The sequence below is a fragment of the Desulfosediminicola sp. genome (genome assembly GCF_048381775.1).
GTDB classification, from domain to species: domain Bacteria; phylum Desulfobacterota; class Desulfobulbia; order Desulfobulbales; family Desulfocapsaceae; genus Desulfopila; species Desulfopila ganghwensis.
Genome location: NZ_JBLXGE010000004.1, coordinates 124984 through 147433 on the forward strand (window position 1 = coordinate 124984; position 22450 = coordinate 147433).

General features: G+C 45.8%; 14 protein-coding genes, 3 pseudogenes and 1 riboswitch. Of the genes and pseudogenes, 11 read left to right on the top strand and 6 right to left on the bottom strand.

The features are described from left to right. Positions 1-27: 27 nt before the first annotated feature. The 5 genes and pseudogenes from ACN5NT_RS08220 to ACN5NT_RS08240 all read right to left on the bottom strand — a co-directional run. A pseudogene (locus ACN5NT_RS08220) lies at positions 28-3504 on the bottom strand (4Fe-4S binding protein); the annotation flags it as partial. A gap of 113 nt (positions 3505-3617) precedes the next feature. Further along, positions 3618-4520 (bottom strand): CoB--CoM heterodisulfide reductase iron-sulfur subunit B family protein, encoded by a 903-nt coding sequence (locus tag ACN5NT_RS08225; RefSeq protein ID WP_419175102.1) that lies wholly within the window; start codon positions 4518-4520, stop codon positions 3618-3620. Beyond that, the gene (locus ACN5NT_RS08230; protein WP_136797820.1) at positions 4517-5080 is read right to left on the bottom strand and encodes a 4Fe-4S dicluster domain-containing protein; all 564 of its coding nucleotides are present in this window, start codon (positions 5078-5080) and stop codon (positions 4517-4519) included. The genes ACN5NT_RS08225 and ACN5NT_RS08230 overlap by 4 nt, the downstream gene beginning before the upstream one ends. Then, complete coding sequence (locus ACN5NT_RS08235; RefSeq protein WP_419175103.1) at positions 5052-6680, bottom strand: ATP-binding protein; 1629 nt, start codon at positions 6678-6680, stop codon at positions 5052-5054. Before ACN5NT_RS08235 ends, ACN5NT_RS08230 begins: the two co-directional genes overlap by 29 nt. 17 nt (positions 6681-6697) lie before the next feature. Beyond that, a complete protein-coding gene (locus tag ACN5NT_RS08240; RefSeq protein WP_419175104.1) occupies positions 6698-7573 on the bottom strand; it encodes a hypothetical protein in 876 nt (291 codons plus the stop codon). Between the two features lie 1528 nt (positions 7574-9101). Between ACN5NT_RS08240 and ACN5NT_RS08245 the strand changes: the two genes are divergently transcribed. From ACN5NT_RS08245 to gshAB, 11 genes and pseudogenes are all read left to right on the top strand, one after another. Beyond that, positions 9102-9542 carry an energy transducer TonB gene (locus tag ACN5NT_RS08245; RefSeq protein ID WP_419175105.1) on the top strand — a complete coding sequence of 147 codons (441 nt, stop codon included), beginning with the start codon at positions 9102-9104 and terminating at the stop codon, positions 9540-9542. A gap of 1208 nt (positions 9543-10750) precedes the next feature. Beyond that, positions 10751-11143 (top strand): hypothetical protein, encoded by a 393-nt coding sequence (locus ACN5NT_RS08250; RefSeq protein WP_419175106.1) that lies wholly within the window; start codon positions 10751-10753, stop codon positions 11141-11143. A 100-nt stretch (positions 11144-11243) separates the two neighbouring features. After that, positions 11244-11879 (top strand): class I SAM-dependent methyltransferase, encoded by a 636-nt coding sequence (locus tag ACN5NT_RS08255; protein ID WP_419175107.1) that lies wholly within the window; start codon positions 11244-11246, stop codon positions 11877-11879. A 1305-nt stretch (positions 11880-13184) separates the two neighbouring features. After that, positions 13185-13706 carry a hypothetical protein gene (locus tag ACN5NT_RS08260; RefSeq protein ID WP_419175108.1) on the top strand — a complete coding sequence of 174 codons (522 nt, stop codon included), beginning with the start codon at positions 13185-13187 and terminating at the stop codon, positions 13704-13706. 226 nt (positions 13707-13932) lie between these two features. Continuing rightward, positions 13933-14166: pseudogene (locus tag ACN5NT_RS08265) on the top strand (transposase); the annotation flags it as partial. A 119-nt stretch (positions 14167-14285) separates the two neighbouring features. After that, entirely contained in the window at positions 14286-14546 is a 261-nt protein-coding gene (locus tag ACN5NT_RS08270) for a transposase (protein ID WP_419175109.1), read from the top strand. Continuing rightward, a complete protein-coding gene (locus tag ACN5NT_RS08275) occupies positions 14543-14689 on the top strand; it encodes a transposase (protein WP_419175257.1) in 147 nt (48 codons plus the stop codon). The genes ACN5NT_RS08270 and ACN5NT_RS08275 overlap by 4 nt, the downstream gene beginning before the upstream one ends. A gap of 107 nt (positions 14690-14796) precedes the next feature. Then, a pseudogene (locus ACN5NT_RS08280) lies at positions 14797-15054 on the top strand (DUF504 domain-containing protein). A gap of 411 nt (positions 15055-15465) precedes the next feature. Continuing rightward, positions 15466-15564, top strand: a riboswitch (cyclic di-GMP riboswitch). A 63-nt stretch (positions 15565-15627) separates the two neighbouring features. Then, entirely contained in the window at positions 15628-15999 is a 372-nt protein-coding gene (locus ACN5NT_RS08285) for a multicopper oxidase domain-containing protein (RefSeq protein ID WP_419175110.1), read from the top strand. Positions 16000-16529: 530 nt separating this feature from the next. Next, entirely contained in the window at positions 16530-17882 is a 1353-nt protein-coding gene (locus ACN5NT_RS08290; RefSeq protein WP_419175111.1) for an MATE family efflux transporter, read from the top strand. 31 nt (positions 17883-17913) lie between these two features. Further along, positions 17914-20181: a bifunctional glutamate--cysteine ligase GshA/glutathione synthetase GshB gene (gene gshAB, locus ACN5NT_RS08295; RefSeq protein ID WP_419175112.1), complete on the top strand. Its 2268-nt coding sequence runs from the start codon at positions 17914-17916 to the stop codon at positions 20179-20181. Between the two features lie 161 nt (positions 20182-20342). Here the strand turns inward: gshAB and fdhF are convergent, their stop codons facing one another. Further along, complete coding sequence (gene fdhF, locus ACN5NT_RS08300) at positions 20343-22382, bottom strand: formate dehydrogenase subunit alpha (protein WP_136795997.1); 2040 nt, start codon at positions 22380-22382, stop codon at positions 20343-20345. Positions 22383-22450 lie beyond the last annotated feature (68 nt).

Sequence of the window (22450 nt, forward strand, 5' to 3'; positions counted from 1 at the left end):
ATCGTTATAGCGACCAAGGTAGATGGTCTTGGCCGGGCATTCGGCAACGCAAATTCCACAACCCTGGCACAGCGCCGGGTTGATCTCGGCGGTATGTTCTTCATTGATGACCGGCACACCATACGGGCAGGCCCGCACACAGGTAAGGCATACCGCACAGTTGACAGGATCTACCTTGGAGACAACCGCAGAGAGAGTGAGCTTGTCCCTCGAGAGTATTGTCAGGGCCCTGGCCACAGCAGCCTGGGCCTGTGAGATAGTTTCCGGAATGTTTTTCGGGCCATGGGCGGTGCCGGCCATGAAGAGCCCTTCGCTGGGCAGATCCACCGGTCTGAGTTTTGCATGTGCCTCGATGAAGAAACCGTTACTGTTTCGGGTGCAACGAAGCATTGAAGAGAGTTCTTCCGTATTGCCTGGCGTAATGCCTGTGGAAAGCACCAGCAGATCAGCTGAAAGAGTAACGTCGGCCCGGATGGATGGATCATGGATAGTGATGTTGACTGCCTTTTCTGTTGGTAATACTTCCGGCATATTCTGCTCAGGCTGGTAACGGATGAAATTGACCCCGAGTTCACGCGCCTTCAGGTAATTCAGCTCTCCAAGGCCGTAGGTCCTCATGTCACGATAGAGGATATCCACCCGGCAGTCCTGATTGAGTTCTTTTAAACTCAGGCTGTTCTTGACCGCCTGATTGCAGCAGACCCGCGAGCAGTAGTCCTGATGCTCCGCATCTCTGGAGCCTGCGCACTGGATCATCACCACGCTGTTGCAGCCTGCAACGCCCTTTGGGTTTTCTTCAATGAGTTGTTCGAATTCACTCTGGGTGATAACTCGTTTGGCCTCACCGAGACCATAGAGCTTCGGCCGGTTCTCGTGGCCACCTGTGGCGAGGAGGATAGCCCCATGCTTGAGCACTCTGGGGGTGCCGGATGGGGTGATGATCTCAGTTTCAAACGAGCCGACAAAGCCGGAATGCTCCACCACCTCGGAGCTGGTGTAGACCTTGATGCGCTCATCCTGCTCCACCTGATGGACGAGAGTGTTCAGGTAATTCTGCACATCAAGACCGTCGGTGGTGCGGCGCAGCCTGTTAAGGTTGCCGCCCAATACAGCCTCCTTTTCCAGCAGATAGACCGAACACCCCTGGTTGGCCGCTTCCAGGGCGGCGTTCATACCGGCCAGTCCGCCGCCGATGATAAGCAGGCGGGTGTCCACCGGGAATTCAATCTCCTGCAATGCTTCGGCGGCAGAAGCGTTGGCCACGGCCATCCTGGTGAGCTGTTTGGCTTTTTCCGTGGCTTTTTCAGGCTCCAGCGGGTGAACCCAACTGCATTGGTCGCGGATATTTGCCATGTCGAAATAATATTTGTTCAGGCCTGCCGCCCGGATGGTGGACATGAATAAAGGCTCATGGGTGGTAGGCGAGCAGGCCGAAACAACTATGCGATTGAGGTTATGTTCTTCTATGATTTCACGCATGCGCTCCTGGGTATCCTGGGAGCAGGTGTAGAGCGGTTTATCGACGTAGACGACGCCGGGCAGGGTGGAGGCATAGTTCATCACCTCTTCCACGTTGACAACAGAGGCGATATTGGCTCCACAGTGGCAGATAAATACGCCAATTCGAAGCGCATCGTCTGCAATAGTTTTTTCTTCTGGCAGCGTTTCCCTGCTAATAAGGCTGTTTCTGGCGCTAGATAACGGTGCGGAGGCAGCCTGGGCCGCACCGGATGCTTCGATAACAGTCTCTGGGATATCTTTAGGGCCGTTGAAAGCTCCGCTTGCAAAAATACCGGGGCGGGAAGTGGTGAGTGGTGCGAATGAGCTGGTACTCGCGAAACCATATTTATCCATTTCGATCTGCAGTTTTTCGGCCAGTATCCAGCTCTCCTTTTTGACCTGGATACCCACTGAGAGCACCACCATGTCAAAGGTCTCACGCTGACGTTGGCCGTTTTCATCGGTATAACGCAACTCCAGATCACCGGTCTGCGGATCTTCGTAGGCGCGACTCACCATGGCCCGCACATATCGCACCTTATTGTTCTTGGCACGTTCGATGTAGTTGTCGAAATTCTTGCCGAACGAACGCATATCGATATAGAAAATAGTTGGTTCGATGGCCTTGTCATGCTCGCGTGCGATGTACGCCTCTTTGGTGGCATACATACAGCAGACTGATGAGCAGTATTCCCGGTTGCAGCTTTGATCGCGTGATCCGACGCATTGAATCCAGGCTATCTTCTTCGGGTGGCTGTTGTCGCCCGGCCGTACAACCTCGCCGGAGGTGGGGCCGGAGGCGGAGAGCAGCCGTTCAAACTCGATTGAGGTGAGAACGTTTTTATAGATACCGTAACCGAATTCCGCACGTAGCTTGGGATCACTCACCTCAAACCCCGGCGAGAAAATCACTGAGCCGACTTCGATCTCGGTCTCTGTGACCACATCTTCATACCTTATGGCTCCAACTCCGCAGACGGATTGGCAGATGCCGCAATTGCCGGTATTGAGCTGTACACAGCTGGTTTCATCTATCACCGGCACCCTTGGAACAGCTTGCGGATAGAAAATGTTGACGGGTTTTCTGCTATTGAGCCGTTCATTGAACTCATCGAGCAAGGGCGCGGCGGTGCGGTTGCTGAGTTTGTCCATCGCAAGAAAATCTACAGGGCATACCGAGATACAGGCCCCGCACATCTGGCAGATATCCGTGCCAGCCTCGATACCGTTCTTATCAAGCTTCAGGGCGCCTATACCCATAACCTCCTTGCACATCAGGCTGCAGAGACCGCAACGGATGCACTGCTCCGGTGCCATTTCTGAAAACTCTTTCTTGATTTCGGCAGAACGGGTAACCAGAGCGGCACCAAGACTTTGTTCGAGATCCAGGGCGTTGGTGATCTCAATTGCATCAAACTTGGCGGGGCAGGCTGAATAACAGGCACCGCAGGCTGTACACAACGCCTGATCTATCACAGCTTTTTCACCTTTCTGCCAGTTGATAGCAGCTTGCAGGCAGGCTTTCTTGCACAGGCCGCATTTGCCGCATTTGTCTGTATCGACAGTAAAGGTCCAGGGCTGAATCTTCGTTGGACGTGGCGGCAGGGAGCCGGTAATGACCTTCTTTTCTTTGGCTCTGAGAGGTTTGCGTTTTCCGTCTTTTTCTTCAAACTCCGGAAAATCGGAGCGGTGAGTTACCGGACAGGTATATTCACAGAGCCCGCAACCTGTGCAGCTGTTGGTGTCAACATAGCGGGCGCGGCTGGTGACGATAGCTTTGAAGTTGCCCTGTTCGCCATCCAGCGAGCTGAGTTCGCTATGGGTTAACAGCTCTATATTTCGATGTTTGCCCACTTCAACCAGTTTGGGTGAAACGATGCACATCGAGCAGTCATTGGTTGGGAAGGTCTTATCGAGCTGGGCCATTTTACCGCCAATGGCCGGGGATTTTTCGACCATGTAGACCTTGTAGCCGCTGTTGGCCAGGTCGAGGGCCGACTGCATGCCGCTGATACCACCGCCGATAACAAGCACGGCACCGGTGGGGAGCGTTGTGGTCTCTGTGCCGGATTCTGTGCTTGATCCTGTTTTTAAACCGGGATTGAAGAGATCAGGAGTCATGCTGATTCCTCCTTTTGAGATGTAGTCTCTGTCGTACTCCCTGTGGCTGTCCCTGCATTGTGAGCAGAACGTTCCATATGGGCTTGCAGGGCGTGGGCAGGTACCAGATGCACCTTCTGCTGTTTTTCAGGGTACGAGCCGGTCAGGGCTGCGGCGATCAGTTCAGTTGCATAATAGACAACCATTGATGTTCCCGGTGGGAGCTCCTGCCTGCTTTCCACATTGGCCTGACACATGGGGCAGTCCGTTACCATGGCTGTCGCTCCTCCACGGCGGGCGGCTTCAACAATCTCACCAACCAGCTTGCCTGCAATATCGGGTCTGGTCATGGTAAGACTGCCGGAGCAGCACTCTGTTTTATGTGACCATGAGACAGGATCTGCGCCGATTGCCGTAACTATGTTCTCAAGCGTGGTGGGCATTTCATGATTGGGCGCATCGGTTATATGAGGTGGCCTGAGTGACAGACAGCCGTAATAACAGGCAACTTTCATTTTGCCGACCGGTTGAATTACTTTATCGGCGATGAGTTCAAGTATTTCAGGCTCAGCCAGAAAACTCGAGATATGGACCAGTTTGAAGTCCGGGTTATAGTCGGTTACATCCCAGTATTCCGGATCTTCGCGTAAGGCTTTATCGGCTGCCTTTAGTCTCTGGTAGCAGGCAGAGCAGGGGATCAGAACGTTATCCGAAGATTTTGCAGCGAGCAGGAGGTTGCGGATAGAAAGACGCATGGCGACTTCATGATTGGTCATATGGGCGGAGGAGGCACCGCAACAGTTCCAGTCTTCTATCTCGTTCAACTCAACGCCGATCGTCTGGCAAACTTCCAAGATGGTGTCGTTGTAGTCCCTGGCTGTGCCCTGTAGCGAGCAGCCCGGGTAGTATGTCATTTTCATCGCTCATACTCCTTTCCTTTGCCCGCAAAGATTTCGCGAATTTCAGGTTTACCTTCGATGGAATGGGGGAGCAGGCTCAGTTTTCCTTTGGCCAGCATGGAAATGCCAAGCTTCATATCCCCTGCATAATCCCCTGAACGTAATTTGTAGGCACCAATCATACCGATTTCATAGGTGCGGCCCCAGCGCCTGACCGACTCAAGAAAAGAGGCATGGAAGGCGGGAACCTGAGGGACGGCTGGCGGGATGTCTTTTCTGAGAGCAAGTTCCCGCAGCACATCCATCAGGGCCGTAATATCAATGTCATTCGGGCAACGGGTTGCGCAGGTATCACAGGAGGCGCAAAGCCAGATGGTGCTGCTGGCAAGAAGCTGGTCTTCCATGCCGTATGAGGCAAGTCGCACGATCTCCATTGGCTGCAGGTCAAAGTAATCCGCCACCGGGCACCCGGCAGAGCAACGGTTACATTGATAACAGGTCTGTACGTCGATATCGCGGGAGCTCAGTTTTTTCAGGAGCTTTCTGCTTCCCTTAGCTGGTGAAATGGGGCTGTTTTGCATGGTTTTCTCCAGTCGAGGTTTGCTCTGTATTGTGTTCAGTATCAGGCTCTTGTCCGGTAATGCTTTTCCCTGTGTCCTGTACTGCCGGAAATCGTAAAGAAAACGTGGTGCCTGAAGGAGAAGATTCTATAACACGTATGGTGCCCTGGTGTTCCTTGACAATGGCGTAAGAAACCGAAAGGCCGAGGCCCGTACCTTCTCCAGGTTTTTTGGTGGTAAAGAAGGGGTCGAAAATTCTCTTCTGCTGATCGGGCGTGATGCCGTGACCACTGTCCTTGATCAGTAGTTCGGCCAACTCACGCCCGGCTCTGTTGCGGGTGGTGATAGTCAGGGTGCCGCCGTACTCCATGGCCTGGGCACTGTTTACCATGATATTCATCACAACCTGGTTAAGGCGGATAGCGTTGCCGAATATCGGACAGAGATCCTGTGCCAGGTTGAGGACGATTTCGATGTTATGAAAGGATGGCTGGTTTTTAAGTACCCCCAGTGTCTTGGTAACCACCTCGTTGAGGTTGAGGCGGTCCATCTCGTAACTGGTCTGGTGACTGAATTCCAATAGATCAGCTACAATGACCTTGCAGCGTTCTGCTTCGCGGATAATGGTCTCCAGGTCTTGCTGCAGGGGGTGATCCTGCCCCAGATCCTCGAGCACCATGTTGGCATAGAGCATAATACCGGACATGGGATTATTGATTTCGTGGGCGACCCCTGCAGCAAGGCGGCCAAGACCTGCCATTTTTTCAGACTGCATCAGCATCTGATGGGTGTTTTCGAGGTCTTCCTCGATCTTCTGCATGGCACGCAGGTCTGTGAAGATGCCGCAGGTGGCGATTTCCTGATCATTGTCATAGATTATGCCGCCGGAAAAATTTACGGGAATGCTTTCGCCATTTTTGTGTCTGACGGTCAACTCCTGGTTACGGAGCTTGCCTTTGCCGCCATATTCTTCGCTTCGCATACGGGCAATGACTTCATAGGCCACACCTTCATTGTAGATCTGGGTGACATGGAAACCGTTGCGGGTTTCTTCTTCACTGTAACCAAGCAGTGATTGCGCACCTTCGTTGAAGAGGATGATCTTGCCCCTCATATCGGCTGCGATGATGCCATCCACCGAGGAGTCGATCAGGTTATGGAAGAAGACATTTCTGCGGCGTAACTCACGCTCAAGACTTTTAAGATGGGAAATGTCGATCAGGTAGAGAATGTAATAATCAGGAGCAGAGGCAGGATAGACAAATACGATATCAAGTACCCGCCGCTCATCCTCAGTTTCATTGTCATGGCTGCCAATAGTTATTTCTTTTCTAAACCGCGACTTACGGCTTGTAGGGCGTGAGGTGAAAAAGCTTTGGAAAAGATCAATCAGTGTCCTGTTCTCACCGGTAAAGATGTCTCTGAGATGGCGTCCAGCCAGCTCGGTATATGGGGTCTCAAGAAATCTGCTGGCTGCCGGATTAGTATAGATGATTTTATGGTCGGTACTCACAACCATCACCCCGTTGGGGGTCTCTTCCAGGATCTGGTGTGCGTACGGTTCGGTATCGAAGTAGTCACCGGCACTGATACTGAACTGAAGAGGTAGATGATTGGCCATCGCTTCTATCTCCAGGTTTATCGTCCGATCATAGTGAGGAACTCTGGTAGTCGTTCGCCAAGGCCAATGGCAACCAGAACAGTTCCATCGCTCATGGTCTGAAGCTCACGATACAACTCTGCGGCTATGTGCATGCCGGCATTCCTTTTGACCGGGGCATCCATCATCTTCTTTAAGTACTCCTGGGGAACCGAAGGGACACCCGGGAGATTGTTGAGATAGCGAATCATTACAACCGACTTGAGAAACATTATGGAGGTATAGAGGCGGATATTGTTCTGTTCCGCTGCGGGCACGAACAACTCGAGGATGTTCAGATCGTAGGTGGGGCCTAATGTTACCGAGCGAACACCCTGGTCGGCCATAGCCGGGAACGATTCGGCAAGTTTCCGATTGACTGCAGCATCGTCAGATAATTCCAGGGAAACCCCTACCTCATAGGCAGTTGATCCGTCCAGTTCTTCGCCGGCAAGGTCGCGCCCTCTGGTGAGCGAAGTTGCACATTTTATCATGGCAGGCATGTCGAGATCGCCGCTGGACTTGGCCATAGGCTGGTCACCCTCTGAGGTATCGTGGCCAACCTGTAACACTACTTCTTTTACACCTAAAGCAGCTGCCGCGAGTAGATCGGCCTGGAAGGAGATACGGTTTCGGTCACGACCGTTGATGACCATCTGAGGTGTAAAACCGATGTCGGAAAGAGTAAGGCACGGAGCAATGGGCGACATGCGCATGATGGCATTTTCACAGTCGGTAATTCGAATTGAATCGACACGCCCGCGTATTTGCAGGGCAAAATCGAGAAATGATTCGAGGTTAGCTCCTTTGGGGGGATCGAGTTCGGCAATGACGCGAAATGGAGATTCCTGGGAACGTCCTTGAAAATCGTGCATGGTGCCTCCTGTATGCAGAATTGCAATGTGCGAATTCTTTTTAAATTACACACACGATGGCGCAGCAAGTGGCGCGTCGTGCATCAATTTGCATGATTATAGGAAGCAGGCACGGGCAAGATGAATTGTGCAGAAAGCTGGCAGTGGACAGCGGTAGAGTAGAGCAGTACTCGTGGGCAGTGTAGGGGACAGGTAGGGTGAGATCGAATAACTGCTCCTCCATATCGTCTGGCGATACGAAGAGACCTGTCTACACTCGCCTCTGGTGAACAAGAGGCGAGGCACTTTCCTCTACCTTTATTCACCACCGCTGTGTGTATTTCAGATATACATGGGGATTTTATGAATGTCAAATGGGCAGTAGGTGTGCTGCTAAAAGTGATTTATATCCGGAATGATAAGGGATGAACCGATAAGTCTGTTGAAGAAGTATTGTAATTTAAGGGGATCTGGGAATATCTACTGGTCGTAGAAAGGCTGGCTGAATTGAGAAGATGTTTATTGGAGGGAAGTGCTATTGGTCCGGTAGTGAATTGAAATCTTTGAATAATAAATATTTATACAAAACATATGCGAAATTTATAAAAAACAGCATCACCATTACTTCTGGTCTGCTAATCGGGCAACGCTGGTCGCGGAGAATACTATCATGCAAAATAAGCCTATTGGGAACCTTTATGAACTGATTTTGACCATTTTCATCTCACAATAAACTCGTAACGGCCTGCTCATCTAGACTCAGATCAAAGACTTCTCCACCCCTCTCCAGATTGCTTAATGGATATTTGGGAAATAAGTAAGAATTGCGCGTTAATTTACAAAGAGTTCGGAGGTTTTCGCTGTACAGAACTGTGGGAAAGCGTTTTCAATAATTTATCAGAATTACGTATTATACCCGTATGGGTATATTTAGGTTATTTGCGCATAATAGGAGTTTGTTCACAACCTGTTACCAGGCAACAAAAGAGTAGAGTTTCCACCTTTGTTGTGGTAATTTCCTATGAAATATCTATAAGATACAGGAAAACTGCTCATCAAAAAATCAAACAAGTACCACAACGGGTAGCTACCCGTTGTGGTACTTGTTGTGAGGCTAAAAATGGGAAAACTCCGCAAAAAGGGAGTACTCCTATATTACACGTTAGCGCATACAATTGGAGTAGCATGATTATAAAATGAGGTGGCCAATATTGACATTCCTGTAGAATTTTTTATTAACGCAACAATAATAATAGGTGGAATGAGCATTGCCAGTTATTTGGTGTGGCGAAAGAAATTTAAACAAAAGAATGTGTCATTGCTGTTCTATCAATATGTTTTTCATCCTATCACTTTTTTAAAAGAGCTTTATGTAAATGGGCCAGGATGTTTAATAATCGCACTATTGCTATTGTTAATGCTATTAGTTAATAAAATAATTATTCCGATAGTCATTGAGCAATTGCAATAATAAATAGTCGCTAACAACTCGTTAGAGAGGGACGCGCAAAAAGCGCGCGCCCCTCAACTCCACTTTAACCATATGAAAATGACAATCTATTATAAATTTATATGTTTACTTATTTTAGGTTTAGTCGGTTGTACTAACCATATAAATAATGCGCCATTCGTAGAATTGAACGAATTAGATGATAATTGTTTGCTTTTAAATAGTAATGGCGAGCATGCTGAAGATGGATGCGAAATTGAATATTACGATAAAATAAGAGAAATTGTACATGGAAACTGGCAAATACCAGTTTACCTAAATAGTCATGGGTTGGAAAGTATAATTATTGTACAAGTATCAGAAAATGGAAGTGTTGAGAAAATGGCATTCGAATCTAGATCTAAAAATGATGAGTTTAATGAATGTATTGTCAAGGCAATTAGAAAAACAAAATCACTCCCGAAAATGCCAAAAGAATTTGAACGAAAGTGCTTTCAAATTGGTCTAAGCTTTACGACAATAAATAGAAATGAAGGTTAACCCGTTGTTAGAGAAGGACACCAAAAAGGTCCGGCAATTTATTAATTTCGAAATTAATCATAAATAAATACTAGTTGCCAAAATCATTCGTAGAGCTTTTGGCGCCCCTCAACTTAACGTTAAATTTTAATAACTATAGAATTGTCTTAATTCATAATAATGATAATTGCCCTAGAAATTATAGTGACATTATTGCTTCTTTCTGTTCCCTTACTAATGATGTTGTTAAGAGAGGAATTGATATACGAAAAATATGGTTCTCAAGAGGAACTGAAAAAATATTGGGCAAACTTTAGTTACCGACCGTTAATGATTGAAGGTCTTATTTGGTTAATTGGCTGTTCAATAATGTTGTTTGTTATATGGGTAGTCACAACTAATTTTGAAATTGCCTTATGCTTGAGCTTAACTGTTCTACTATGGTATCTAAGGTGTTGGTTGTTAGACGTTCATTATATTTTCTCCCAAAAGCAGAGACACACTTAAATATTGTTTGAAAAATGTAATTAAAATTTAACAAATCATTTGAGAGGGGCGCGTAAAAGGCACACGCTCCTCAATTCCACGTTAAATATTTAAGAATTATATCTCTATATTTTTTTTGGTGACAGATGAAGAGTAACGCTCAGCAAACAATATAAAACTGATAACAGAAAATGAATAAAAAATTGCTAGTGTAAAAAATAAATATTTAAAGATTAATTTAAGTTTATCGCTTCTGGTTCTGGTTTTCATAATTGTTGGAACTTTCTCAGTGCATTATAGTAAAAAAATATACATGCAAGGTGAGGTTGTTAAAGTTGAGCCTTATAGTCAATATATTAAAACCTTTGTAATGTTTCGTGGTTCTAAAGTACATATACAAACAAACAAAGATGTTCAGATAGTAATTTTGAACGAAAAGTATAATGTCAAAGTTGGTGATCACATTAAAGTTGTCAAAGACAACAATGGTTGCAAGCTAATGTAAATGCAATTATTTACTCTAATAAATATTAGAAATAATTGAGATGAATGGTTTTTTGAAACAAGAAAAAGCACTGTACATTAAATAAACTCTAGCTTGGGTCTAAAATAATAATTTAAGAATAAATTATCATTATAGATTGAAAAATATTTAACAAACCGTTTGAAAAGGACGCGCTAAAAACCGTGCGCCCTTCAACTTCACGTTATGTTTTAAAACAGATTTAGGGCAAAATATTTCAATGAGAAAATATATAATTTTTATAGTATTAATACTGCTTATTAGCTCAAAATCTAACGCAAGTGAAATGACTAGATTTTCATTCATTTGTAAGGATTTGTCATTTACGATCAATCCTTCAGTACAAACTATTGAATTCTCAAATATTCATTTGTTTTCGGTAGCGGAAATGATAGCCGGCATTCCAATGGGCTATACAACACAAAACCTAAAAGCAGTTAACACTCAATACAATTGGCACAACACCACAATAATTACAATCGATTTTGATAAAGAAATCAGAAGATACTTTGATGGAGAAATGGCCGAAATCGAATTTTCATTCGATGACAATGATGGTATCTATTTAGAAGCTAAAAAACTTGCATGTAAAACTGGTGTTAATAATATATAAATCAACATAACCAGACAATAAACACGGACGCGGTGACACGCGCCGGTTATCTCCACGTTATGTTTATGTGAATCGGAATTCGAATATAGGAGATACAAGAATGGATATACGTCAAGCATCAAATAAAAACAAATATAATGTTGTTTCTTCTATTTATGATATCGTTGCATTCATTTTGAGCCTTGGACAAGCTAAAAAGCTTTATAGAGAAGTAGCGGCACGACTCAGAGTTCCAACTGGAGCAACAGTGGTAGAACTTGGATGTGGCCCTGGATCTGTGGTACCAAGTTTGCTACACAAATTAGACCCTTCATCACAAATAATTGGTATAGACTTTTCAGACCAGATGATAGAACTGGCAAACACTCATAAATCCAAGAATGGGTGGAATAATGTCAATTTCGAGTGCATGGACATGTATCAGTATTCACCTGTCAATAAAGCCGATTGTGTAATTTTCTGTCTGTCTCTTACAGCAATACCAAACTACCAAAAAGCAATAGATAAAGCTTTGTCTATTCTAAAGCCTGATGGACAGTTGCTCATTCTTGACTCTATTCCGCTAAAAGGAAAATGGTACTATCCTCTTGCAAATTTATACACACACTTTAAGGCTCTAATCGTTGGAGCCAAACCGGCAACTGGTATAACAGAATACATCGACAAGAAGACCAAAATACAAGAAAAACACATCATGGTCGGAGGTGTTTACACCTTGCTAGATACTAAAATATAAAATCAACATAACAAAACGTTTCTCCATCGCTCCACTGCTTTCCGCTGGAATCGCTGAAGCTAGCCGGTGAACTCCAAGTTATCAATAGAAAGGGTACAATGTCATAACATCGTTTACACTTTCTGGTAAGTTTTTCTCCACTACAAAAAGGAGGAAAACATGCCCTGGAAGGAAACAACGATGATGGATGTTAAGCTAGAATCTATCATCGAGTGGATGTCAGGCAATTTCAACTTCTCCGAACTCTGCTGAGAGTTTAATGTTTCAATACCGACAGGCTATTACTACATAGAACCTTTTCAAAAAAAGGTCTTGTCGGGGTACTCTAGAAATTCCGCAAACCATCTAATCATCCTAGACAAACTCCTACCGAAATAGAACAATAAATAAGTTGTTTTTTGCCTTAAGAAACTCGATGGGGTTGAGATACTATTTGGACAAATACTGCGAAAGACTCCTGTAAAAAGAAATTCCGTGCAATCGACCTTTAACAGGAGATTAAAGGTAAGGATCAGATAGTAAACAAAATAAGAGGACGAAAATTAAAACCGTTTGCCTGATTTTTGACCCTAAAAACTGCAATGACGTGTGGTGTGCTGATTTTTAGGGGATGTTCAAAATGGGCAACGATGATCCCTGTCATCCTCTCACCATAGCAGACTCATATAGTCGTTTTGTGTTTAGTGCGAAAGGTATGTATGGGGAGCGGCTTGAGCCGACCCAGCAAGAATTTTATAATGGTATTCCGGGAATTTGGTCTGCCTAAACAAAATCATAATGGAACTCCCTTTGTCGCGTTTCAGGCCATACAATGAATCACAGTTTATCGGTCTGGCTCTTAGAGTTTTGTTTAGATATAATTTATTAAGACTTAGGCCAAATTTGAACAGAATGGGCGTTATGAAAGGATTCACAGGGACTTAAAAGGCGGAGCGACCAGACCATCCGGCTTTAATTTACGAGCACAGCATAGAAAGCTGAATGCGTTCATCTATGAGTATAATTGCGAAAGACCATATGCCGCATATAGATGGAGATCAGCTAAATGGGTAATGGTTTCATCCAGCTTCGCCGAGAAAAAAAATCCCCAGAAGAGATTGGTGAGGGAATCTGAGGGGATACTACAGGCATAAGATGCTTGGATATTCCCATGAGGAGGAGCTGAGAATCCAAGATGAACTCGGTCGTCTCAAGCGCAACTATGTATAAACGAGGAAGTATACGGAACTATTAACTAATGGTATGCGCCTGATATTTCTTTTGTTTACTTTTAGTCAAAAAAGTCAGCAATAGGAGGGACTGTAAATGCCAATTCATTTCGAAGATACGGATTTCATTCCTGAAGTTAAAGGATTACGTTCTGCCCTAATCGTTCCTTGTAGAATGTGTCCTGCAGCAACCATTGCTGTACGAGAGAAGAAGCCTTTTATGGAATTATTCAAGAGTTTGTTCAAGTCTCAACCTTTCGAACAATATCTTAACACGATCCAGGCCCTGCTAACAGAAAATGGTGTGAAATCGAAGGTATTTGGCTGCACTTTTTATCACCAGTGGTTTATGTGTATGTGGTCTTTGGGAACACGCAAGAAATTATTAAAAGAAGCAAAACAGTATGATGCTGTTTTAGTACTGGGCTGCAGTTCGGCAACTGTAACGGTACGTGACACAGTTAAATCAATCAATTGTAAAGTTATTGAGGGGATGGAAGCAAAAAGCATTATGAACGCCAAATTGAGTTTCCAGTTACCATGTAATGTGTTCTTTAAAGATTGTAAGGAAACTCCGCTAGTCCAGCAGAATACGGAAAAACAGGAAATCCTAGACTGACTGTATCCGATCAATGCAATAATCATCAATTATTACCTGAAAATCTAAATTCTTACCCCTTAATCAAGCAACTTGCTGAAGCCGCTCCTGAAACTGAGATGGACTTCCATTATGGCCAGAAAGTAACAGGAAACCGGAAAAACGGTAAAAGAAGAAAGAACATAAAATCGTTGAATTGCAGCTTTGATCTGAACATTCCCAGAGACCGGGATGTAGTTTCTCCCCCCAGATGGTGAAGAAAAATCAAACCACCATCTGCGATGAAGTGCAGCAGAAAATTCTCGCGTTGTATGGCCTCGGCATGAGCTACAAGGACATCTCATCCCATATTAAGAAAATGTACGGCATTGGCGTTGTAACCGGAATGTTCAGCGCAGGATCCATAGCTACAGTAAAACCTTGGCAAGGCAGACCACTTGAGACTGTTTACATTATCCTGGGTGTTACCCTCGAAGGTTAAAAGGATGTACCTGGTTTGTACATCTCTGAGAATGAGGGAACCAATTTCTGGCTGTAGGTGCTCGCCGATCTCTCGAACCTGGGGGGAGTCAATAATATTCTTATCGTTTGCATAGATGGTTGAAAGGCTTCCCCGAGGCAATAGAGGAGATCTTCCCAGAAACGGAAGTGCAGCTCAGGATCGTCCATCAAATCCGCAACTCACTCAAACATGCTCCCTCCAGGAATCATAAAGAGTTCCTGGCTGACCTGAAGTGGGCCTACCAGACCAGGCAGGAACCAAAGATGTTGCTGAGGTGGGGCTTGATAACCTGGAGGAGAAGTGGGACGGCAATTATCCTCTTGTTATCAGATCGTAGCGTAACATTTGGCAAAGACTGAGCCAATACTTCAAATACCTGGAAGAGACACGACGGATCATCTATACCACAAATACCATGGAAGTGGTGCATAGTCAGCTTCGCAAGCTGACTATGACCAAGGGCGCGTTTCCGAATCAGGACAACCTTCTAAAACTCCGTTAAAACTGGGAAGTTCAGTCTGTCCCTTGTTGATTCCAGCTACGCTAAGTGTTCTTTGATGTTAACCCAGAAACATTGCCTTTCCTGAAACAGGAACAGGAGAAGCGAAAATGATACCGATCCACAAACTGTTGGCTCGTATACGCTGGGATACTCAATACGCCAAACATGACTTTAAGATTGGTTATTACGACCGAATAGAAGCAAAGATAGTAATTGTTCCTATAAAACAGGTCTGCTTTGAGTCGAGCAACCACTTCTTTCTCTAAGTGGTAGATGATTCAACCGAATTGCACATGATACCTCTCCACCGAATCAGGCAAGTTTATAAGGATGACGAACTTATTTGGGAGCGGCCCATTGTTTAAGGATAAAGCAAGGTTACCCCTTGATAAATGATTGATACTTCTTGAGAGAGTCCGTTTAAAAGGGGGCAGTCAGGCCATGATTGATTGCCTGATTGCTTGAAACTAGCACCACTGGGACAGACTCTTATTAAAATTGCTCACGGGGGCTGATACCTGGCTGAATGAACCTGGGTGCCCAATGGCAGCTTCTGGGGGCAAAGATAGAACTTGGGATCGCCTGGTGAAAAAATGAACTACAAAAAGAGATGCAAAAGTTGAGTTTTGTTCAGTAGCTGTATCAAAACAATATCGTTATGTGACTATTTTTGTGCTGTAATTTAATGGCGACACCTTGGCTTAAAGTGCCACTCAGTCATAATGATCTTACCCATGCTGGTTTTGTGATACAGCGTGTATTCGATGTTAGTTTGCTCCAGAAAAAGCCGAACCAGTCGTGAGGCTGGGGCGGAAAGCGAAGGGTCCTTTTGTCCGAGGCTTTTCCCGGAATAAGAAGATGGCCGAGCTGCCCAATGGCAATTTTACCCCTGGAAGGTTCCCCTTAAATGGACCGACAGCTCTGCTGGTGTTGAGAAGGTGGTCCCGCTTGAAAGCGGTGATGAGGCGATGGTTTATGTCACCGAAAATCCGGATCCCTATGATACAGAGGTATGGGAGATCTACAACTTTACAGCTGACGCTCATCCGATCCATCTGCATCTGGTGCGATTTGAGGTGGTTGGCAGGACCCTTTTTAATGGAGATCCAAGCCCTAACGGTAGCGTGCAGCCATGGGAGAGCGGTTTCAAGGACACGGTTATCGCCTATCCAGGGGAAATTACCAGGATCAAGGCCCTGTTTGATATCGAAGGCCTGTATGTCTGGCATTGTCACATCGTCGAACATGAAGAGAATGAAATGATGCGCCCCTTTGCCGTAGGCCTTGAGGATGCCGAGGAAGCTCCATAACTCATCAGGAAATACCCCACTCTTGCAGGGGCTCCGATAGCTGGAGCTTCGGCCCTCATTTCACCACTGACAATTCCCTTGCGTCGTCGACTATATCAGTTTTCATCAGCTGACACAAAATTTTGAAACCCCTCGTTTTCCTCGTTTTAGGTGAGTGATGATTAATACTCGCCAGCCATAATCGATTCATAGAAAAATTATATAGACTGAAAAGAAATTCTGGCAAAAGGTTTTGCAGAAATATTGAATGATTATAGTTGAAATCACGTTGTAGTCAGAGAACCCAGCGGGTAGAAAGCGAATATGCAAACCAGGTATGGTTATCGGCGCTGGAGGAGATGTTAACCTATCTATTTGATGGGCGCTGATTGTGTTGATGGCATGATTGATTAACCAAAAATAATGGCGGTCTGTTTAGGGTTTAGTTGGCAAAATTAAAACCCTTTTCCCAGTCTTTGAGCTGCTGTTGGTTACGTATTTGTCTAGATACAGCAGATCAGCACTCAAAACGAGTTTAGTCAGACACCATTATGAATAGAGATTTAACGACAGGACCGATTGCAAGAAACATCATCACCCTGGCTTTACCGATTATCGGCGCTGCATTTTTACAGTTTGCCTACAATTTTACAGACATGCTCTGGGTGGGAAGGCTTGGTAGCGAGGCGGTTGCCGCTCTTGGAACATCTGGCTTTCTTCTCCATCTAGCATGGGCAATTATCTCCATCCTGCTGGTGGGCACGACCATCAGGGTTTCCCATGCCATTGGTCAAAAAAATGAGCAACGGGCGGAATCCATCGCATTCAATGCACTTACGGGAACCTTAGTTGCCACCGTGTTGCTGACCATCATCGTATTGTTGTTCCACAAGCAGTTTATCGGGTTTTTCCGCCTTAATGATTTGGTTACGGAATCACTGGCGCATGACTACCTGCAAGTTGTCTCAATAGGGTTGGTTTTTCATTTTTCCGCCCAGCTCTTTAACAGCATAAGCCACGGGCGCGGCAATTCGAAAATACCTTTTCTTATCACACTGACCGGTGTGGTGTTGAATATCATCCTTGATCCCATCCTCATTTTTGGATTTGGGCTGGGAGTAAAAGGGGCGGCTTTAGCGACGGTAATAGCACAGGTGGTAAGCGCCTCGTTATTCTGGGTTAAATGTGGGGTCCCTTTCATCGGGCCGATACATTTTGGGAAAATCAACCTTCGTGAAATCGGTGCAATTTGCCGGATAGGATTTCCGCCATCCACACAGCGCATTTTATTTACCCTGGTCGGTATCGTCATTGCCAGAATTGTTGCCAATTGGGGAAGTGATGCCATCGCGGCCCAGAAAATCGGCCTGCAGCTTGAGGCCATGACCTTTATGACCATGGGTGGTATGACCGGTGCTATTGTATCGTTTACCGGTCAGAATTTTGGTAGCAGTGCAATGGACCGGGTTCGCGAAGGATATCGTATCGGCATTGGTATTGCCCTGATCATCGGCGGGACAATGACCACGATCTTTCTTATATTTGCAGAATCGATGGTGCGGTGGTTTGTTGATGACCCTGACGTTTTAATAATGGGCGCGAGTTATCTAAAAATTATAGGTCTGTCACAGTGTTTTATGTGTGTCGAAATGGTGACATCCGGTGTGATGAACGGGATAGGTAAAACTAAAATTCCGTCACTCATCAATGTCATCTTTACCACAATTCGCGTCCCTTTGGCTTTATGGCTTTCCAGTATCGACTCACTGGGGCTTGACGGCATCTGGTATACCATCCTTATCAGCACCCTATTACGTTGTGCCTTTATCACCCTGGCTTATCATAAGATAAAGGATAAATATATTCCTCTGGAAGAGCTTCTCCTCCGTAGACCAGACCACTGATAAATAAAACATCATGACACCAAAACACTACATGTTAGATCAAGCCTTGAAACAAGCCGCTTCTGAAAGATTGTTTGATGCTGATTTCGGATTTGAAAAGGAAAATGTCAGGGTAAAGCCCAACGGCCAGTTGGCGTTGACTCCTCATCCTTCTGTGTTTGGAGATAAATTGAATCATCCTTACATCACCACCGACTTCAGCGAAAGCCAGGTTGAGATGATCACACCGCCGCTGCCCTGTCTGTCTGATGCATTAGGTTTTCTCGAAACTCTTCATGATATTGTCGCGACGAATTTAGAAGATGAACTGCTCTGGCCCCAGAGTGCGCCTCCTATATTGCCGGAAGATGAGGATATTCCAATAGCAGAGTTCGGGGATAAGGCTCAGGATCATAATGTATACCGCAAATATCTTGCCGAACAGTATGGGAAGAAAAAGCAGCTCATTTCAGGAATTCATTACAATTTCTCATTTGCCGAAAAAACATTAAAGCTGATCTATCAGAAAATGAGTCCTGATGAAATCTCTTATAGTGAGTTCAAGGATGCAATTTACCTGCGAACACTACGGAATTTTAAAAGACATCGCTGGTTTCTGGTGGCTATGCTTGGCACGAGCCCCGATCTTCATGAAAGCTTCGGAGAGCAGAACCGGGATTGCCTCGGGAAGGCAACGTCTATACGGAATTCAATCATAGGTTATCGCAATACCAGGCTGCTTAACTTGAATTACGATAGCTATGAAGCGTATAAGCGATCCCTGCAGGAGCACATAGAAGCGGGTGACATCATTTCGGAGAGGGAAAACTATGCTACCATCCGCTTGAAGAGTTTTCCAGGCAGCAGCCATGTGGATTATCTGGAAGTACGATTGCTTGATATAAATCCCTTTGAAAAGACGGGGCTGAGTCACGCCCACGCTCAGTTGGTCCATATATATATGGTTTACGCTTTGCTCTTACCAGAGAAAGAACTCTTTGACTACGAAAAGCAGCTCAGGTCGCAGACCAATCAGGATGTTGTGGCCTGCTATGGCTATTCAGACAGTGCAACTATCATTGATGATGAGCAAAACGAGATCCCGCTGGAACAGGCAATCCGAAAGGTATATGAACAGATTGTACAGTATGTGAGGAGCATTTTGCCGGAACCCTATCTCCCGGGCCTGGAGCAATTGGAAGAGAACGTGTTTAATCCAGAAACACGAATTCCACACAGGCTGAAAGAGGCATTAAAAGGGGCGGATTTTGTTGAGTGGCATATCAACAGGGCAAGGCAGGATCTGCAGGACAGTAAGAGAAAAAATTATAATTTTCATGGCTTTGAAGATTTGGAGTTGTCCACCCAGTTGATTATGCGGGAAGCAATTCTTCGGGGTATTGAGATCGAGGTGATGGATCGGCAGGAGAATTTCATAAAGCTCGCTCAAGGCGACCACATCGAGTACGTGATGCAGGCGACACGGACCTCCCTGGATAATTATGTCTCTATCCTTCTGATGGAAAATAAGGTGATGACGAAAAAGGTGCTTGATCGGGCAGGCATCCGAACTCCGGAAGGGGAGGAGTACCAGAGGGGAAATGATGCTCAATCAGATTTTGAACTTTTTAAAGATAAAGCAATCGTCATTAAGCCGAAATCCACCAATTTTGGCCTGGGAATTAGCATTATAAAAGAAAATAACGACGAAAAAATATTTCGGAGAGCGATCGAGTTTGCCTTTGCTGAAGACCGTACCATACTCATTGAAGAGTTTATCAAAGGAAAGGAGTATAGGTTCTTTATCATCAACGATCAGGTGGTAGGGATTCTCCACCGTGTCCCAGCCAATGTTACAGGTGACGGCAAATCAACTATCAGAGGGTTGGTGGAACGTAAAAATCAGGATCCACTCAGAGGGAAAGGCTACACAACACCACTTGAAAAAATAGCGACCGGTGAGGCGGAAGAAATCTTTCTTCAAGCACAGGGATTGAATTTTGAATCCATACCTGACGCGGGAAAAAAAGTATTTTTGAGGGAAAACTCCAACATCAGCACTGGCGGAGATAGTCTCGATTTCACGGAAGATATTCATGAAACATATAAGGAAATTGCTATCAAGGCTGCACAGGCTCTGAAGGTAAGAATCACCGGGCTGGATATGATGATTCTGGATATTACCCAGGAAGCAAGGCAAGAGAACTACGCCATTATTGAGATGAATTTTAATCCAGCTATCCACATTCACTGTCACCCTTACCAAGGCAAGAACCGTCGACTCGATGCTAAAATTTTAGATGCCTTAGGCTATGAGTGAAGAGTGTCCGAAATGGCCTCCAAGGTTAGCGGGGGGCAGCCACCAACTATCTGGGGAGCAGATGGCTGATAATCGGCAGCATGGCATAAAAAATGGGATTAGAACAGGACATGATCGCCTGTTCTAATCCCTTGGAAAGATACGTTTTATTGTTGTTTTGGTTACGCTGCCTTCTCAACGTTCACGGCACAAACCTTCAATTCAGGAATCTTACAAATCGGATCATGTGCAGGGTTGGTCAGGATATTGGCGCAACTTTCAATAAAGTGGAAAGGCATAAAAACTGAGCCGTCTTCCACTCGTTTGGTGATCTCAGCCCTGATATCGACACTGCCGCGCCTTGAAGAAACAGTGACGGTATCACCATCCTTAACATTGAGTTTCAACGCATCATTCTGACTTATCTCGAGAAAACCCTCCTTAATTTCAGCATCAAGAGTCGGCGAGTTTCTGGTCATGGTGCCAGTGTGATAATGTGCAAAGACACGGCCTGTTGAGAACCAGAAAGGGTATTCATCGTCAACGATTTCGGCAGGTGGCTTGAAGTCAATGCCGTGGAACAAGCCTTTGCCGCGGGCGATCTTGCCTTTATGCAGGTATCTGGTGCCTGGGTGATCTGGAGTAGGGCATGGCCACTGCAGTCCTTCACCTTCAAGCCTCTCATAACTAATGCCGCCATAAGATGGAGTGAGGGTGGTCATCTCACTGAAGATCTCTTCCGGGTTGGCGTAATCCATTGTGTAGCCGAACCTGGTTGAGAGATCCTGGATGATCTGCCAATCCTGACGAGCCTCGCCTCGTGGTTCAACAGCCTGGCGAACGCGGGTTACGCGACGTTCGGTGTTGGAGAAGGTGCCATCTTTTTCGGCAAAGGAGACACCTGGCAGAACCACATCTGCCATTTCAGCGGTGGCAGTCAGGAAAATGTCCTGGACTATCATCAGCTCACATTTATCAAAGGCCTTTTTGACATGATTGACATCCGGATCACTGACCACAGGGTTTTCGCCCATGATATAGAGTGACTTGACCGAACCATCTTCCAAACCTTCCAGCATCGCCGGAATTGTGAGACCAATCTTGTCCGGCATCTGGTCAACATTCCAGGCCTTGGCAAATTTTTCTCTGGCTTCAGGGCTGGTTACTGGTTGGTATGCCGTAAAGACGTTCGGCAGGCCGCCCATATCACAGGCACCCTGAACGTTGTTCTGGCCACGGAGTGGATTGACACCGCAGGATTCTTTGCCGAGATTACCGGTGAGCATGGCAAGGTTGGCCAAAGACTTGACGTTGTCCACGCCGGTAGTGTGCTGGGTGATACCCATGCAGTACACTATTGAAGCTGTTTTCGCTGTTCCGTAATACTCTGCAATCTGCCGGATGGTCTCGGCATCGATGCCGCAAATTTCAGCGGCCATCTCTTCGGTGAAGGATTCGATTACCTTTTTGCAGGCCTCAAATTCTTCGGTCTGGTCGTCGATATAGCTTTGATCATGCCAGTTGTTTTTGAGAATGACGTGCATGATACCATTGAGCAAGGCCACATCGGTTCCCATCTTCTGACTGGCGTAAACATCTGCAATTTCAGAAATGTGTACCTTGCGCGGGTCTAAGACAATGACTTTGGCGCCATTTTTCTTGGCCCTGAAAATCCGGGTAGCGACCAGTGGATGTGCTACAGAGGTGTTGGAGCCGATAATGAAAATACAATCGGAGTGCTCCAGTTCTTCCATTGAGTTAGTCATCGCTCCACTACCGAAAGATGCGGCAAGACCTGCCACGGTGGAGGAGTGTCAGAGTCGTGCGCAGTGATCGACGCTATTGGTGCCGATGGCAGCTCTGGCGAATTTCTGCAACAGATAGTTCTCTTCGTTGGTGACCTTGGCGGAGGTGAGGAAGCCTATACTGTCCGGGCCGTTGGCTTCTTTAATCTCTTTCAGCCTGGTAGCCGCGAAATCAAGAGCTTCATCCCAGCTTACTTCTTCAAGTTTGCCGTTTTTTCGAACCAGAGGTGCGGTAAGCCGTTTATCGTTTCGGACAAACTCATGTACATTCCATCCCTTGATGCAGAGTTTACCCTGATTGACGGGGCTCGTTTTACAAGGGATAGTGCCAATTGGATCACCATCAAGCACTTCCAGGAAAAAGTTACAGCCACAGCCACAGTATGTGCACGTTGTCAGCACTGTCCTGTAATCCATAATCGCTCCTTACTCTTCGTGTCTCTTCTCGTGCCCTGATACCGCACGTTGAATTCAGCAATATTTAG